Origin of the sequence: Pantoea endophytica, assembly GCF_002858935.1 — a bacterium.
In the GTDB taxonomy this organism is placed as follows: domain Bacteria; phylum Pseudomonadota; class Gammaproteobacteria; order Enterobacterales; family Enterobacteriaceae; genus Pantoea; species Pantoea leporis.
Genome location: NZ_PJRT01000019.1, coordinates 28,608 through 43,380, shown reverse-complemented (window position 1 = coordinate 43,380; position 14,773 = coordinate 28,608). Strand labels below are relative to the sequence as shown.

The 14,773-nt window shown below is 60.3% G+C and carries 13 protein-coding genes; 10 read left to right on the top strand and 3 right to left on the bottom strand.

The genetic code is table 11. The features are described 5' to 3' along the window. The 3 genes from PZBJ_RS13065 to PZBJ_RS13055 form a co-directional block, all read right to left on the bottom strand. The coding region (locus tag PZBJ_RS13065; protein WP_240632911.1) for an Ig-like domain-containing protein at nt 1-2,197 on the bottom strand (2,197 nt) is incomplete at its 3' end. A gap of 420 nt (nt 2,198-2,617) precedes the next feature. After that, the gene (locus PZBJ_RS13060; protein WP_101762825.1) at nt 2,618-4,366 is read right to left on the bottom strand and encodes an Ig-like domain-containing protein; all 1,749 of its coding nucleotides are present in this window, start codon (nt 4,364-4,366) and stop codon (nt 2,618-2,620) included. Between the two features lie 186 nt (nt 4,367-4,552). After that, complete coding sequence (locus PZBJ_RS13055) at nt 4,553-6,736, bottom strand: putative bifunctional diguanylate cyclase/phosphodiesterase (protein WP_101762824.1); 2,184 nt, start codon at nt 6,734-6,736, stop codon at nt 4,553-4,555. 310 nt (nt 6,737-7,046) lie between these two features. On the opposite strand from PZBJ_RS13055, the gene phnF reads away from it, so the two are divergent. The 10 genes from phnF (at nt 7,047) to phnC (ending at nt 14,760) form a co-directional block, all read left to right on the top strand. Beyond that, nucleotides 7,047-7,763, top strand: coding sequence for a phosphonate metabolism transcriptional regulator PhnF (gene phnF, locus PZBJ_RS13050; RefSeq protein WP_101762823.1), 717 nt, complete (start codon nt 7,047-7,049; stop codon nt 7,761-7,763). Then, nucleotides 7,760-8,206, top strand: a complete 447-nt coding sequence (phnG, locus tag PZBJ_RS13045; protein ID WP_101762822.1) for a phosphonate C-P lyase system protein PhnG — start codon at nt 7,760-7,762, stop codon at nt 8,204-8,206. Before phnF ends, phnG begins: the two co-directional genes overlap by 4 nt. Continuing rightward, entirely contained in the window at nt 8,206-8,781 is a 576-nt protein-coding gene (phnH, locus tag PZBJ_RS13040; protein WP_101762821.1) for a phosphonate C-P lyase system protein PhnH, read from the top strand. The genes phnG and phnH overlap by 1 nt, the downstream gene beginning before the upstream one ends. Then, nucleotides 8,781-9,857, top strand: a complete 1,077-nt coding sequence (locus PZBJ_RS13035) for a carbon-phosphorus lyase complex subunit (RefSeq protein WP_101762820.1) — start codon at nt 8,781-8,783, stop codon at nt 9,855-9,857. Before phnH ends, PZBJ_RS13035 begins: the two co-directional genes overlap by 1 nt. After that, the gene (locus PZBJ_RS13030; protein ID WP_008105508.1) at nt 9,850-10,698 is read left to right on the top strand and encodes an alpha-D-ribose 1-methylphosphonate 5-phosphate C-P-lyase PhnJ; all 849 of its coding nucleotides are present in this window, start codon (nt 9,850-9,852) and stop codon (nt 10,696-10,698) included. The genes PZBJ_RS13035 and PZBJ_RS13030 overlap by 8 nt, the downstream gene beginning before the upstream one ends. Further along, nucleotides 10,688-11,449 carry a phosphonate C-P lyase system protein PhnK gene (gene phnK, locus PZBJ_RS13025; protein WP_101762819.1) on the top strand — a complete coding sequence of 254 codons (762 nt, stop codon included), beginning with the start codon at nt 10,688-10,690 and terminating at the stop codon, nt 11,447-11,449. Before PZBJ_RS13030 ends, phnK begins: the two co-directional genes overlap by 11 nt. 14 nt (nt 11,450-11,463) lie before the next feature. After that, nucleotides 11,464-12,168, top strand: a complete 705-nt coding sequence (gene phnL, locus PZBJ_RS13020) for a phosphonate C-P lyase system protein PhnL (protein ID WP_240632910.1) — start codon at nt 11,464-11,466, stop codon at nt 12,166-12,168. Beyond that, nucleotides 12,165-13,301, top strand: coding sequence for an alpha-D-ribose 1-methylphosphonate 5-triphosphate diphosphatase (phnM, locus tag PZBJ_RS13015; protein ID WP_101762817.1), 1,137 nt, complete (start codon nt 12,165-12,167; stop codon nt 13,299-13,301). Before phnL ends, phnM begins: the two co-directional genes overlap by 4 nt. Continuing rightward, nucleotides 13,301-13,849: a ribose 1,5-bisphosphokinase gene (phnN, locus tag PZBJ_RS13010; protein WP_101762816.1), complete on the top strand. Its 549-nt coding sequence runs from the start codon at nt 13,301-13,303 to the stop codon at nt 13,847-13,849. The genes phnM and phnN overlap by 1 nt, the downstream gene beginning before the upstream one ends. An 80-nt stretch (nt 13,850-13,929) precedes the next feature. Next, nucleotides 13,930-14,760: a phosphonate ABC transporter ATP-binding protein gene (gene phnC / locus PZBJ_RS13005; RefSeq protein ID WP_101762815.1), complete on the top strand. Its 831-nt coding sequence runs from the start codon at nt 13,930-13,932 to the stop codon at nt 14,758-14,760. The last annotated feature ends 13 nt before the right edge of the window (nt 14,761-14,773 follow it).

Below are 14,773 nucleotides of genomic sequence, written 5' to 3'. Positions count from 1 at the left end.
CAAAGTCGTCCCAGGCGCTGTCAATGGTTGGCTTCAGGTCCAGCGCCGGATCGATGGTCAGCTTAAAGCTGCTCCAGCCGCTCTGGCCGGCCTTCTGTACCTCAAAGGTCCAGCTGCCTTTCGCCAGCGTATTTGGCGTCCATGACCAGTTGCCGTCTGCATCCACGCTCGCGCTGTCGACGCTGTAGCCACCGTTGCCGAGCTTGTAGCGCAGGGTAATAACGCTGTTGGCCGGGCCGGTCCCGCGCAGGGTTGGGGTGGTGTCATCGGTGGACGCGCCGCTGCTCAGGCTGCCGGTTACCGGGCCCGCGTTGTCCAGCGCGCTGTCGATGGTCGGATAGCGATCGAGGTCCGGATCGATGGTCAGCTGGAAGCTGCTCCAGTCGCTCTGGCCGGCCTTCTGCACCTCAAAGGTCCAGCTGCCCTTCGCCAGCGTATCCGGCGTCCACGACCAGTTGCCGTCTGCATCCACGCTCACGCTGTCGAGGGTATAGCTACCGTTGCCGAGCTTGTAGCGCAGGGTGATAACGCTGCTGGCCGGGCCGGTGCCGCGCAGGGTTGGCGTAGTGTCATCGGTGGACGCGCCGCTGCTCAGGCTGCCGGTCACCGGGCCCGCGTTATCCAGCGCGCTGTCGATGCTGGCGTTGCGATCGGCATTGGGATCGATGGTGAGCGTAAAGCTGCTCCAGTCCATCTGACCGCTCTTCTTCACCTCGAAGGTCCAGCTGCCGCTGGCCAGCTCCGGCGGCGTCCACGACCAGTTGCCAGCTGCGTCTGCTTTTATGCTGGCGCTGGCATAGTGGCCGTCGCCCAGGGTGTAGCGCAGGATCACCAGGCTGTTGGCTTCGGCGCGACCGTGCAGCGCTGGCGTGCTGTCGTCGGTGCTGCTGCCGCTGCCGAGGTTGCCGGTCACGGGACCGAAATCATCCACCGCGTAATCGATGACGGGCGCAAAGCCGCCGTCGCTTTCGGAAACAATGATCAGATCGAAACTGTCGTTCCAGTGCGTCTGCCCCAGAGATTTGACGTCGAACGACCACTGGCCGGCGGCCAGCTCAGTGTCCGGCGTCCAGCTCCAGCGGCCGGTGCTGTCGGCGTCAACGGTGACGGAGGCAGCAGCGCCGCCCGCCAGCGTATAGCGGATCACCACCTGGCTGTTGGCTTCCGCCCGGCCCTGGAAGGTGGGCGTGGCGTCGTCGGTGATGGCGCCGCTTTCCAGCAGGCCGGTGGCATCGCCGAAGTCGTCGATAACCGTTTCAAAGCGGGGGCGCAGGACGATATCGGACGGGCTGACGATCTCCAGCTCAAACAGCGCCGAGGCGACGTCGCCGGTGCTGGCCTGGAATTCATAGCGGCCGTACGGCAGGTTGCTGCCCGGCGTCCAGGTCCAGGTCTCGCCGCTGACGGTGGCGGTGGCGCTGCCGGCCCAGGTCGGGCTGCCGGCGAGGCGATAATAGACGATAACGGTGCTGCCGATGGAGACCTCGCCGCGCAGGGTCGGCGTGGCGTCGTCGGTGAGCGCGCCGTTGCCGAGCGCCCCGGTGAAGCTGCCCGCGTCGTCAAACGCATCGGTAATGGTAACCGTGGCGTTGTCGCCAACAATCACGATGTCAAACGCCGCCGAAGGCGCGCCGGCGCGCAGCTTGCCGCCGAAGGTCTCTTCGGCCATCAGGCGCAGGCTGTTAATGCCGTCTTGCAGGTCCTGCGCCGGCTCCATCACCCACTTGCCGGTGACCTTGTCCGCCACCGCGCTGCCGATTTTTTCATTTTTGTCGTTGAGCAGGTAAACGGTGCTGCCTTTCTGCGCGATGCCGGTCAGCGTCGGGCGTTTGTCGTCGGTGGCCTTGCCGGGGTCAAAGCTGCCGGTCACGGCGCCCTGGTCGTCGTAGAGGTTAACCAGCTCCGGCGCGTCCGGCGGGGTGGTGTCGACAATCTGGATGCCGAGCGTCGGCGTGCTGCGGTTGCCGGCGGCGTCAAAGTGGCGGAGGGAGAAGCTGTACTCGCCGTCGGCGTAGGGCGTCGGCGCTTCCCAGCGGTAAAAGCCTTCATCGTTTACCGGGACGCGGAAGATGTCGGTGCCAATCACCAGCTCGATAAAGCCGCCGGGCTCCAGCGCTGTTTTACTGTTACCAAACACCAATTTGCCGTCGGCGCTTTCGCGATATATCACCGGGCTGCGGGCTAATAAATCATTCATAGGTATCGTCCATAATGTGTTGTCAATAGTGCGTCGCGGTTTACACGACATCGCACAGCGGCGAGGATGGTAGAGCAACGTGTTACGGGCCTGTATCAAGAACCGTCTGCAAAGAAGGAAAATTCCTGGTGGAACGCAGGGGAGAAACTCTGGCACGCGCGATAAATCGCGCCGAAACGATGACGTGCAAATTCTGAGTGATGATTACGTTTGGCCGCGCAACGGCATGTGCGGAAAACAGGTGCCCGCAGCGGTGTAATCATAATTCAATAACCGACTGTTCTTGCGTCCTATCATGGTGTCGTCCTGTTTTGTACCGGGCATCTTTTTCACGCCGCCCACAAACAAAAAAGCCACACAGCAAAGGCTGTATGGCTTGGTAGTCGCGATGCTCGATTAGCGCCGCTAAATCATCAGCGTTTAAACGGCGTGTTGCACCAGTAATTCGGTCTCATCCGTGTACTGATAAACATCGTATTGAATGCCAGCAACGGTGAGGGTGCCTTGCTGCTGTTGCCAGCCGTCAATATCGTTGCCGGACAGAATATCCTCCAGCTTCACCACGTTGTTGGCGTCATTGTCCAGCATGTACTGCGTTTTACCGTTATCAATCAATACGTCACTATCAACAACGGACAGCAGATCGCCAAAACTCAGTGATATAAAACCGCTGCCAAACGCGTCATCACCGCTTACCGTATCTGTCGAGGTATCAATGGTGATCGCGAAGCTCTGGCTCCAGCTCGGTGCGCCCTCAACCTGCACCTGGAATGTCCAGTAGCCGTCATTCAGATTCTGCCAGGGCGTCCAGCTCCAGTTGCCCTCGTTGTCAGTGAAGGTGCTGTTGGTGCGCACTCTGCCGCCATCGGTATACAAAATATCGATCAACGTATTAGCCGGACCGGTGCCATGCAGGGTTGGCAACGCGTCGTCGGTGATGCTGCCGCTGTAACGGTCACCTTGATCGCTGCCGACGTTATCCGTGATATGGGAGATCTCGGCGTCACGTAGGGCGATACGGCCTTCTGGCGTATCGATGGTAATTGCGAAGCTCTGGCTCCAGCTCGGTGCGCCCTCAACCTGCACCTGGAACGTCCAGTAGCCGTCATTCAGATTCTGCCAGGGCGTCCAGCTCCAGTTGCCCTCGTTGTCGGTAAAGGTACTGTTGGTGCGCACCCTGCCGCCATCGGTATACAAAATATCAATCAGCTTATTGGCCGGACCGGTGCCGTGCAGGGTCGGCATCGCATCATCGGTAATGCTGCCAGAGAAGCGGTCACCCTGATCGCTGCCGACATTATCCGTAATATGGGAGATTTCGGCGTCGCGCATCGCCATACGGCCTTCCGGCGTATCAATGGTGATGGCGAAGCTCTGGCTCCAGCTCGGTGCGCCTTCAACCTGCACCTGGAACGTCCAGTAGCCGTCATTCAGATTCTGCCAGGGCGTCCAGCTCCAGTTGCCCTCATCGTCGGTGAAGGTGCTGTTGGTGCGCACTCGACCGCCATCGCTATACAGGATATCGATCAGCGTATTGGCCGGACCGGTGCCGTGCAGGGTTGGCGTCGAGTCATCGGTAATGCTGCCGCTGAAACGCTCGCCTTGCTCGCTGCCCACGTTATCGTAGATGTGGGTAATCAGCGCGTCCGGTGCCGCCGGGGTGTCGATGACCAGCGTGAACGCATTGCTCCACGTCTCCTGGCCGTCGGCCTGCACTTTAAATGTCCAGGTACCATCGGCCAAATCGGCGCGTGGCGTCCAGCTCCAGTTACCGTCAGCATCGGTGGTGATGCCGTTGTAGCGAGTTACGCTGCCGTTGGTGAACATAATGTCCATGTAAGTGTTCGCCGGGCCGGTGCCGCGCAGGGTCGGAGCGGCATCATCGGTGCGGTTGCCGCTGGCACGCACGCCTTGCTCTTGTCCAACGTCATCCCAGGCATAGCGAATAACTGGGGTGATCGCTTTTACGCCATAAGCGTAAGACGAAGGCTGGTGTGCGTAGCTTACCGGTGTGTCGCTGACGAGGCTTTCAGGGAAACTGCTCAGGGTTTTGGTGGTGGTTTGCTCAATCACATAAGTTGAATTATCGAGCGCGATATAGGCGGTTGAACCGTTTTCACGCGACGCGCGGTCGGTGTCGAGGGTGTAATCCGGATAGCGTGTGTTCATCTGTGATTCCTTAACAGAGTAAAAGAAGGGATTGAGGCCGGCTTGCCGAAACGGGCTGGCAAGCGCACAGACGAGAGGATGGGTTAAACGCGTTAATCAGGGTACGAGAATGGTCCCGATGCGCATGCGGCTTTTCAATGCGTGAGCGAGAAAAGCGCGGCAGTCGGCGGCCGCCGCGCGGGAGCGTTAAAGGCGGGAAGCGGGCGGCAACATGGTCAAAATGTCATCCAGCGGCACCGCGTGGCTAAACAAATAGCCTTGCAGCTGATTACAGCCTGCATCGGCCAGCGCGTTTTTCTGGCCTTCGGTTTCCACGCCTTCAGCGGTCACCGTTAAGCCCATCGCGTGACCCAGCCGCACCACCGATTCCACAATCGCGGTAGAGTTCTGCGCCACGCCCAGCGACTGAGTAAACGAACGGTCAATCTTGATTTTGTCCACCGGGAAGCTGCTGAGGTAATTAAGGCTTGAATAGCCGGTACCGAAATCATCCAGCGCAATCCGGAAGCCGGCTTCGCGCAGCGCAATGATGCTGTTGCGCGCCTCGTGTTCATCCTCAATCAGCACGCCTTCGGTGATCTCCAGCTCCATGCGCTGCGGATCGGCACCTTCTTCCTGCACGATATGGATGATGCGCTCAACAAAATTCACCGCGCGGAACTGCACCGGCGAGACGTTCACCGCCACCACAATATCCGGCAGCTTGAGCGACGTTTTACAGGCTTCGCGCAGCACCCATTCGCCGAGCGGGATGATCATGCCGGTCTCTTCGGCGATGGCGATGAAATCACCCGGTGCAACGTCGCCGCGCATGGCGTGATGCCAGCGCAACAGCGCTTCCAGACCCACCACCTGCTGGCCGCTGATATCCATCAACGGCTGATACCACACCGCCAATCCACTAAACTTCACCAGCGCCTGACGCAAATCCGCCGCCATCTGCTGACGGGTGCGCAGCGATTCATCCATCACTTTTTCGAACTGGCGATACTGGCCGCGTCCGTGGTTTTTGGCATCATAAAGGGCGATATCCGCTTTGCGCATCAGCTCCAGCCGATCAATGCCGTCTTTTGGCGCCAGCGCCAGACCGATGCTGACGCCCACCCACAGCTCGCTGCCCACCAGCTGATACGGCTCGCTGAGGCGGCTGATAATGCGTTTCGCCAGCGATTGCACCTGACCAATATTCTCCACCTCCGGCATCACGATGATGAACTCGTCGCCGCCGATGCGGCCCACGGTGTCGCTGGTGCGCACAATTTCATTGAGGCGGCGCGCCACCTCAATGATCAACTCATCGCCGGCGTGATGGCCGTAGGTATCATTGATATTTTTGAAGCGATCAAGATCCAGCAGCAGCAGCGCCACGCGCTGATCGTGGCGTCCGGCCAGCGCCAGCGCCTGGGTTAAGCGATCTTCCACCAGGGAACGATTGGGCAAACCGGTTAACACATCATGAAAGGCCAGATGCTGCGCCTGCGCTTCACTGGCACCGAGTTTCAGCAGCGACTGCGACAGCTTGAGTGACGAGATCCAGATGCGGCGCACCATCACCCAACACAGCACGGTAATCAGGATAACCGACAGCAAGGTAGACGGGCCGAGGGTGCGTAACATCTGCGCGCCGGGCTTATCGGGATTCCAGCTGAGATAACCGACCGGTTCGCCCTGTTGTGAGTTCAGCAGATAACGCGCTTTGGTTTTTCCCGCTGGCTCGCTGTCGCTGAAATGCAACTGACGTAGCTGGCTGCGATCGGCGAGGTTGCGCAGATAGCCATCATCGAGAAACTTAATGCTCACCAGACGATAGCGCCCGGCCTGTTTGGTACTGCTGATATCGCCCACCGCCAGCGCGGCAGCGCGTTGACCGATGCGCACGAAATCGGCGTGATCGGTGGGGCCCGCTACCACATCGCTGTTTTGCACCAGCGGACTGTTCAGCATGTCCTGCAGATAAGGGCCGATGCGCTTGTCCGGCACCGGCTGGCCATTGCGCCAAACGTTAATCAGCTGGTTGTCGCGGTCCAGCAGCACCACCAGCTGGTGATCAAACATGTCATAGAGCCAGCCGCCGACATTTTGCGTCAGCCAGCGTTGATCGGGATGCGACGACGCCAGCTGATCGGCCAGCGGTGACCAGCGCGTCAGGCTGCGCAGCTGGCGCAGATGTTCCGTCAGGCTCTGGGTAAACGAAGCCTGGATCATGCGCTGTTGCTGATCGCGCGCTTCGTTATTGCTTAACGCTGTGCCCCAGAACAGACCCACGCCCGCGCCGACAAAGGTCAGAAGCAAAATTGCCAGCAGTGGCAAAATAACTTCACGCACAAAGTTGCGGCGAAAACCATCCGATAGTTTTATTGCGTTAATCATTTTAAAGGTGGCCTGACAAGAAGGGTTCATCCTTTAACCTAGCAGAACATCCGCAGGCTGTATTCTGTAGGGGAGATGAAAGCGTGATGTAAATTAGCGTTAATTTTTTGAATGCTGTCACAAACAGAACAGTTAAAAATAATTTATTAAAAACGCCGTCCGTTTCGCTGCAATTCTGCTGCCCTAAAACAAATTCATCCGTCCGTCATTGAGCCGTCACGGCGCTGTCATCTGACATGCGCAATGTAATCGCCATCCCGCAGCAAGCCCGCTGCGTTCCTCAACCAATGCGAATGAGGTATTGAGCGTGATGGAGATATCCAGACATCCGACCACTGTTTATCAGGCCGTTGCCGCCCAACTGGAGCAGGCGCTGCAGGAGCGCTACCGCTGCGGCGATTATCTGCCTTCTGAACAGCAGCTGGCCGATCACTACGCAGTGAATCGTCACACCCTGCGGCGCGCGGTGGATGAGCTGGTCAATAAAGGCCTGCTGCAACGGCGTCACGGCGTGGGCATTTTGGTGCTGATGCGGCCGTACGATTATCCGCTGCATGCGCAGGCGCGCTTCAGCCAGAACCTGATGGAGCAGGGCAGCCATCCCACCAGCGAGCGTCTGCTGGCGGTGCTGCGTCCGGCGAGCAGCGATGTGGCGAGCGCGCTGGGCGTCAACGAAGGCGACAACGTTATCCACTTGCGCACGCTGCGCCGCGTCAATGGCGTGGCGGTGTGCGTCATTAACCACTTCCTGGCGCAACTCAGCTGGTGGCCGGCGCTGCAACAGTTCCACAGCGGTTCACTGCACGACTTTATGCAGCAGCAGCTTGGCCTGAACCTGACGCGCAGCCAAACCCGCATCAGTACGCGTCGCGCGCAGGCCAAAGAGTGTAAGCAGCTGGAGATTGCGCTGCAGTCGCCGCTGCTGTGTGTGCGCACCCTGAATAAACACAGCGACGGTCAGGTAGCGGAATACTCCGTCAGCCTGACGCGTGGCGACATGATTGAACTGACTCTGGAGCACGAATGACACAGCAAACCGCCCGCCAGCATTGGCTCTCGGTGCTGGCGCACAGTGAAGCCCGCCAGCTTGAAGCGCACTGGCAGCCGTTACGTATCAACACTGATTTTGAACGCATCCGTCCGGCAGAAACCGGCTTAACCCGCCTGCAGGCGCGCATGGGCGGCAGCGGCAAGCGCTTCGTGATGGGCGATGCCACGGTGACGCGCGCGGTGGTGAAGCTGCACGACGGCACGCTCGGCTTTAGCTACGTGCTGGGGCGCGACAAAGCGCACGCCGAACGCTGCGCGCTGATTGATGCGCTGCTGCAACAGCCGGAAACCCAGGCGCTGTTGCAGGAAAAATTGATTGCCCCGCTGGCGGCCCTGCGTGAAGAGCAGCGACAGCTGCGCGCGCGTGAAATCGCCAGCTCCAAAGTGGATTTCTTTACGCTGGTTCGCGGAGATAACTAATGACTTTACTGGCAAGTTTTACCCATCCGGTGGCCGATGCCCAACGTGCGTTCCGCCGCATCCTGAAAGCGATGAGCGAGCCGGGTGTGATGGTATCGCTGCCGCTGCAACAGGGCTGGGGCGATCTCTCGCCGGCGGCCACGGCGGTGCTGCTGACGCTGGTCGATCAGGAGAGCGCGCTGTGGCTCGATGGCCGCATCGATAATGACGTGGTACGCAGCAACCTGCGTTTCCACACCGGCGTGCCGATTGTCGATGAACGCGATGCCCCTTTTGCGCTGACGCACGCGGCGGCCAATCCCGATCCGGCGCTGTTTGCTTCTGGCGACAACATGTCCCCGGAAAAAAGCACCACGCTGATTGTGGAAGTGCCGTCACTGAGCGGTGGCTTAACGCTGCGCCTGTCGGGTCCCGGTTTACGTGAGCCGCGCGCCATTGCGCCGCAGTTGCCGGAAGCGATTCTGCACTATCTGCGTGAGCGCCCACATCCGTTCCCGCAAGGTGTGGATCTGATTTTCACCTGCGGTGAAGCGATGATGGCGCTGCCACGCACCACCGACGTGGAGGTGTGCTGATGTACGTTGCGGTCAAAGGGGGCGAAAAGGCGATAGCCAGCGCCCATCAGCTGCAGGCCGATCTGCGTCGTGGCGATCGCGAGGTCGCCGAATTGGGTTGCGATCAGGTGGCGCAACAGTTGGGTTTAGCGGTCGATCGCGTGATGACCGAAGGCGGCATCTACGATCCGCAGCTGGCGGCTTTAGCAATTAAACAGGCGAGCGGCGATCTGGTGGAAGCGATCTTCCTGCTACGCGCTTATCGCACCACGCTGCCGCGCCTCGCCGATAGCCTGGCGCTGGCAACCGCTGAGATGCGCCTCGAACGCCGTATCTCAGCGGTTTACAAAGATTTGCCGGGCGGCCAGGTGCTCGGCCCAACCTACGATTACAGCCATCGTCTGCTCGATTTCACCCTGCTGGCGAATGGCGAAACGCCTGCCGCGCCGCGTGACGATCAGGCGCTGCCACAACACTGTCCCCACGTGTTCAGCATGATGACGGCGGAAGGATTGGCGGCACGCGAAGAGGATGACGGCAGCGAGCCGTGCGACATCACCCGCGAACCGCCAGGCTATCCGGCTACGCGCGCCGCACGGCTGCAACAGCTGGTGCGCGGCGACGAAGGATTTCTGCTGGCGCTCGGCTACTCGACGCAGCGCGGCTACGGCCGTAATCATCCGTTCGCCGGCGAAATTCGTACCGGTTATCTCAGCGTGTCAATCTGCCCGGAAGAGTTGGGCTTTGAGATTGAGATTGGCGAAATCCTGCTGACCGAATGCGAGATGGTGAACGGCTTCACCACCGAAACTGACAGCGCGCCGCACTTTACGCGCGGTTACGGTTTGGTGTTTGGCCGTTCCGAGCGCAAAGCGATGGCGATGGCGCTGGTGGATCGCGCGCTGCAGGCGCCGGAGTACCATGAACGCATTGCCGGTCCGGCGCAGGATGAAGAGTTTGTGCTGTCGCATGCCGACAACGTCGAAGCGGCGGGCTTTGTCTCGCATCTGAAACTGCCGCACTACGTCGATTTCCAGGCGGAGCTTGAGCTGCTGAAACAACTGCGCCAACCGCATCAGGAGCAGAACCATGAGTGAGTTAACCGGCTACAACAACGGTTATCTGGATGAGCAGACCAAACGCACCATCCGCCGCGCCATTCTGAAGGCGGTGGCGATTCCCGGTTATCAGGTGCCGTTTGCCGGACGCGAAATGCCGATGCCCTACGGTTGGGGCACCGGCGGCATTCAGATCACCGCCAGTATTATTGGCGATGCCGATGTGCTGAAAGTGATCGATCAGGGCGCGGATGACACCACCAACGCGGTATCCATTCGTCGCTTCTTCCAGCGCGTCAGCGGCGCGGCCACCACCGAAGCGACCCGTGACGCCACGCTGATCCAGACGCGCCACCGCATTCCGGAAACGCCGCTGGAAGAAGATCAAATCCTGATTTTCCAGGTGCCGATCCCTGAGCCGCTGCGCTTTATCGAGCCGCGTGAGACCGAAACCCGCACCATGCACGCGCTGGAGGAGTACGGCATCATGCAGGTGAAACTGTATGAAGATATCGCCCGCTACGGCCATATCGCCACCACCTATGCCTATCCGGTGAAGGTCAACGATCGCTACGTGATGGATCCGTCGCCGATCCCCAAATTCGACAACCCCAAAATGCACATGATGCCGGCGCTGCAGCTGTTTGGTGCCGGACGTGAGAAACGCATCTATGCGCTGCCGCCGTATACCAAAGTGGAAAGCCTCGACTTCGACGATCACCCGTTCAGCGTGCAGCAGTGGGAAGAACCCTGCGCGCTGTGCGGTTCGCGCCACAGCTACCTCGACGAGGTGGTGATGGATGACGCCGGTACGCGCATGTTTGTCTGCTCCGATACCGATTTTTGCCACCAGCAGCAGGAACAACAGCATGCACAGTGAACAGCCGCTGCTTGCGGTCAACCATCTCACGCACCTTTACGCGCCCGGCAAAGGGTTTGAAGAGGTGAGTTTTGAACTCTATCCCGGCGAAGTGTTAGGCATTGTTGGGGAATCCGGATCGGGCAAAACCACCTTGCTGCGCAGCCTGTCAGCACGCTTAGCGCCGCAGCAGGGCAACATTCTTTATCGCGCGCAGGATCTCTATCAACTGAGCGAGAGCGATCGCCGCCGCTTGCTGCGCACCGAATGGGGCGTGGTGCATCAGCATCCGCTGGATGGTTTGCGTCCGCAGGTCACGGCGGGCGGCAACATCGGCGAGCGGCTGATGGCGGTAGGCCAGCGGCATTACGGTGATATCCGTCAAGAGGCGATGCGCTGGCTGCAGGATGTGGAGATCCCCGCTAATCGTATCGACGATCTGCCCACCACCTTTTCCGGCGGCATGCAGCAGCGTTTACAGATTGCGCGCAACCTGGTGACGCAGCCGACGCTGGTGTTTATGGATGAGCCAACCGGCGGGCTGGATGTGTCGGTGCAGGCGCGTCTGCTGGATCTGCTGCGCACGCTGGTACGTGAGCTGAATCTGGCGGTGGTGATTGTGACGCACGATCTCGGCGTGGCGCGGTTACTGGCGCATCGCCTGCTGGTGATGAAGCAGGGGCGCGTGGTGGAGAGCGGGTTGACCGACCGGGTGCTGGACGATCCGCATCATCCGTATACGCAGCTGCTGGTTTCATCGGTGCTTAACTAATGGCGGACATCACTATGCAACCTTTATTGCGCGTAGAGCATCTGAGCAAAACCTTTGTGCTGCACAACCAAAGCGGCGCCGCGCTGCCGGTATTGCAGGACGCCAATCTTGACGTTAGCGGCGGCGAATGCGTGGTGCTGCATGGCCGCTCCGGCAGCGGCAAATCCACGTTGTTGCGCGCGCTGTACGGCAACTATCAGGCCAACAGCGGTCACATCTGGCTGCAACATCAGGGCGAATGGATCGACATGGCCAACGCGCCCGCCCGCCAGATTCTGGCGATTCGGCGCCACAGCGTTGGCTGGGTCAGCCAGTTTTTGCGTGTCATCCCACGCGTGCCCACGCTGGAGATCGTGATGCAGCCGCTGCTGGAGCGCGGCACCGAGCGCGCCTTCTGCGAAAAGCGCGCCAAAGAGCTGCTGACGCGCCTCAACGTGCCGGAGCGTTTATGGTCACTGGCGCCGTCCACTTTCTCCGGCGGCGAACAGCAGCGCGTCAACATCGCACGCGGCTTTATCGCCGACTATCCGGTGCTGCTGCTGGATGAGCCAACCGCCTCGCTCGACAGCGCCAACAGCGCTGCGGTGGTGGAACTGATTGAACAGGCGCGCGCCCGCGGTGCCGCCATTGTCGGAATTTTCCATGACGAAGCGGTGCGCGCACGCGTGGCCGATCGCCTGCACGTCATGCAGCCAATGCAAGCAGGAGCAGAAGCATGATCGTCAACAACGTCCAGCTGGTGCTGGAAAACGAAGTGGTAACGGGATCGCTGGAAATCCGTGACGGGCGCATCGCCAGCTTTAGCGATAGCGTCAGCCAACAGCCGGGCGCGCTGGATGGCGAAAACGCTTTCCTGCTGCCGGGGTTGGTGGAGCTGCACACCGATAACCTCGACAAGTTCTTTACGCCGCGCCCGAAGGTGGATTGGCCCGCCTATTCGGCGATGAGCAGCCACGATGCGCTGATGGCCGCCAGCGGCATCACCACGGTGCTGGATGCGATTGGCGTCGGCGACGTCCGCGATGGCGGCCATCGTCTGGATAATCTCACCAAAATGATCGACGCGATTCAGGGCAGCAATCGCAAAGGCATTAACCGCGCCGATCACCATTTGCATCTGCGCTGCGAGCTGCCGCACAACACCACGCTGCCGCTGTTTGAAGCGCTGATCAACACGCCGGAGCTGTCGCTGGTGTCGCTGATGGATCACTCGCCGGGCCAGCGCCAGTACGCCTCGCTGGAGATGTATCGCACCTATTATCAGGGCAAATATCAGCTCAACGACGAGCAGATGGATCAGTTTGAGCGTGAGCAGTTGGCGCTGGCCGCCGAGTTCTCCACGCCTAACCGCAACGCCATCGCCAGCTTGTGCCGTTCACGCGGCATTCCGCTGGCCAGCCACGATGATGCCACGGCGGCGCACGTTGCCGAATCGCATGCGGTCGGCAGCGCCATCGCCGAATTTCCCACCACGCTGGAGGCGGCACGCGCATCACGCAACTGCGGCATGCAGGTGCTGATGGGCGCGCCCAACATCGTGCGCGGCGGTTCGCACTCCGGCAACGTGGCGGCAGCGGAACTGGCGAGTCACGGCCTGCTGGATATTCTCTCCTCCGACTATTATCCCGCCAGCTTGCTCGATGCGGTTTTCCGGCTGGTGGCCGATGAGCGCAACACGCTGACGCTGCCGCAAGCGGCCGCGCTGGTGACCCGCAATCCGGCGCGGGCAATTGGCCTGCATGATCGCGGGCGCATCGCCGAAGGACTGCGTGCCGATTTGGTGCTGGTGCATACCGATCATGGTCATTCGCACATTCGTCACGTCTGGTCGCAAGGCAAGCGGGTGTTCTGATGGCGCGCCTGATCTGGCTTACCGGGCCTTCGGGCGCGGGAAAAGACAGCCTGCTGAACGCGCTGCGTGAAGCGCCGCCGGAGAATTTGCTGATCGCCCATCGCTACATTACGCGCGCCGCCGATGCGGGCGGCGAGAACCACGTGGCGCTAAGCGAAGCCGAGTTTCGACGGCGCGAGGCGCTGGGGTTGTTCGCCGTCAGCTGGCAGGCGCACGGCATGTATTACGGGCTGGGCGAGGAGATCGATCTGTGGCTGGCGCGCGGAATGAACGTGCTGGTGAACGGCTCGCGCCTGCATCTGCCGATGGTGCAGCAGCATTACGGCACGCAGCTGCTGCCGCTGGTGTTACAGGTTTCGCCAGCGGTGCTGGAAGCGCGTTTGCGGCAGCGTGGGCGCGAGTCAGAAGCGGAGATCGCGCAACGGCTGGCGCGTGCCGCCGAACCGCTGCCCGCGCACTGTTATGCGTTGAATAATGATGGTGCGTTGAGCGAAACACTGCTAACGCTGCGCCAGTTGCTGACCGATCCAGCCGCTGTCACCGTTTAATCATTTTACTGTCATCAAGCTTTCATCCGTTTTGCCCGTAATAGCGTGCAATCAACAGCTCAGAAGAGATGGAGTGCAACATGGCACAGGCATTACTGAAAACCGTTGTCGACAATCCCTTCCCGCACGTTACCGGGCAGGGCAACAAGGTGCTTTCGGTGCAGGGATTGTGCAAAGCGTACGGCGCCAACCAGGTGCTGGATAACGTCAGCTTCGATCTGCATGCGGGCGAGCTGGTGGCGGTGATTGGCCGCTCGGGCGCAGGCAAATCGACACTGTTACACATGCTCAACGGCACCATCACCGCTTCACAGGGCGCGATCCTCAGCAATCGCCACGGCGAAGTGGATCGCGATGTGGTGACGCTGAACAGCCGCCAGATGCGTGAATGGCGCAGCGAATGCGGCATGATCTTCCAGGACTTCTGTCTGGTGCCGCGCCTCGACGTGCTGACCAACGTGCTGCTCGGTCGTTTAAGCCAGACCTCGACGCTGAAATCGTTCTTCAAAGTCTTCTCCGAAACCGACCGCGCCCGCGCAATCGAACTGCTGCAGTGGATGAACATGCTGCCGCAGGCGCTGCAGCGTGCGGAAAATCTCTCTGGCGGCCAGATGCAGCGCGTAGCGATTTGCCGGGCGCTGATGCAGAATCCGCGCATTTTGCTGGCGGACGAACCGGTGGCGTCACTCGATCCGAAAAATACCAAGCGCATCATGGACGTGCTGCGTCAGGTGAGCGAGCAGGGCATCAGCGTAATGGTGAACCTGCACTCAATTGAATTGGTAAAAAGCTACTGCACCCGCGTCATCGGTATTCAGCGCGGCAAAGTGCTGTTTGATGGACATCCTTCCCGGTTGACCGACGGCCTGATGCATGAGCTGTACGGCGACGAAATTAACCAGCTCCACTAACTCCCACAGCAAG

Excerpts from the sequence above, each read along its gene's own strand:
- PZBJ_RS13035 (WP_101762820.1), top strand. The coding sequence starts at position 8,781 with ATGTACGTTGCGGTCAAAGGGGGCGAAAAGGCGATAGCCAGCGCCCAT.
- phnN (WP_101762816.1), top strand. The coding sequence starts at position 13,301 with ATGGCGCGCCTGATCTGGCTTACCGGGCCTTCGGGCGCGGGAAAAGAC.
- phnM (WP_101762817.1), top strand. The coding sequence starts at position 12,165 with ATGATCGTCAACAACGTCCAGCTGGTGCTGGAAAACGAAGTGGTAACG.
- PZBJ_RS13030 (WP_008105508.1), top strand. The coding sequence starts at position 9,850 with ATGAGTGAGTTAACCGGCTACAACAACGGTTATCTGGATGAGCAGACC.
- phnC (WP_101762815.1), top strand. The coding sequence starts at position 13,930 with ATGGCACAGGCATTACTGAAAACCGTTGTCGACAATCCCTTCCCGCAC.
- phnL (WP_240632910.1), top strand. The coding sequence starts at position 11,464 with ATGCAACCTTTATTGCGCGTAGAGCATCTGAGCAAAACCTTTGTGCTG.
- PZBJ_RS13060 (WP_101762825.1), bottom strand. The coding sequence starts at position 4,366 with ATGAACACACGCTATCCGGATTACACCCTCGACACCGACCGCGCGTCG.
- phnH (WP_101762821.1), top strand. The coding sequence starts at position 8,206 with ATGACTTTACTGGCAAGTTTTACCCATCCGGTGGCCGATGCCCAACGT.
- phnF (WP_101762823.1), top strand. The coding sequence starts at position 7,047 with ATGGAGATATCCAGACATCCGACCACTGTTTATCAGGCCGTTGCCGCC.
- phnG (WP_101762822.1), top strand. The coding sequence starts at position 7,760 with ATGACACAGCAAACCGCCCGCCAGCATTGGCTCTCGGTGCTGGCGCAC.
- phnK (WP_101762819.1), top strand. The coding sequence starts at position 10,688 with ATGCACAGTGAACAGCCGCTGCTTGCGGTCAACCATCTCACGCACCTT.
- PZBJ_RS13055 (WP_101762824.1), bottom strand. The coding sequence starts at position 6,736 with ATGATTAACGCAATAAAACTATCGGATGGTTTTCGCCGCAACTTTGTG.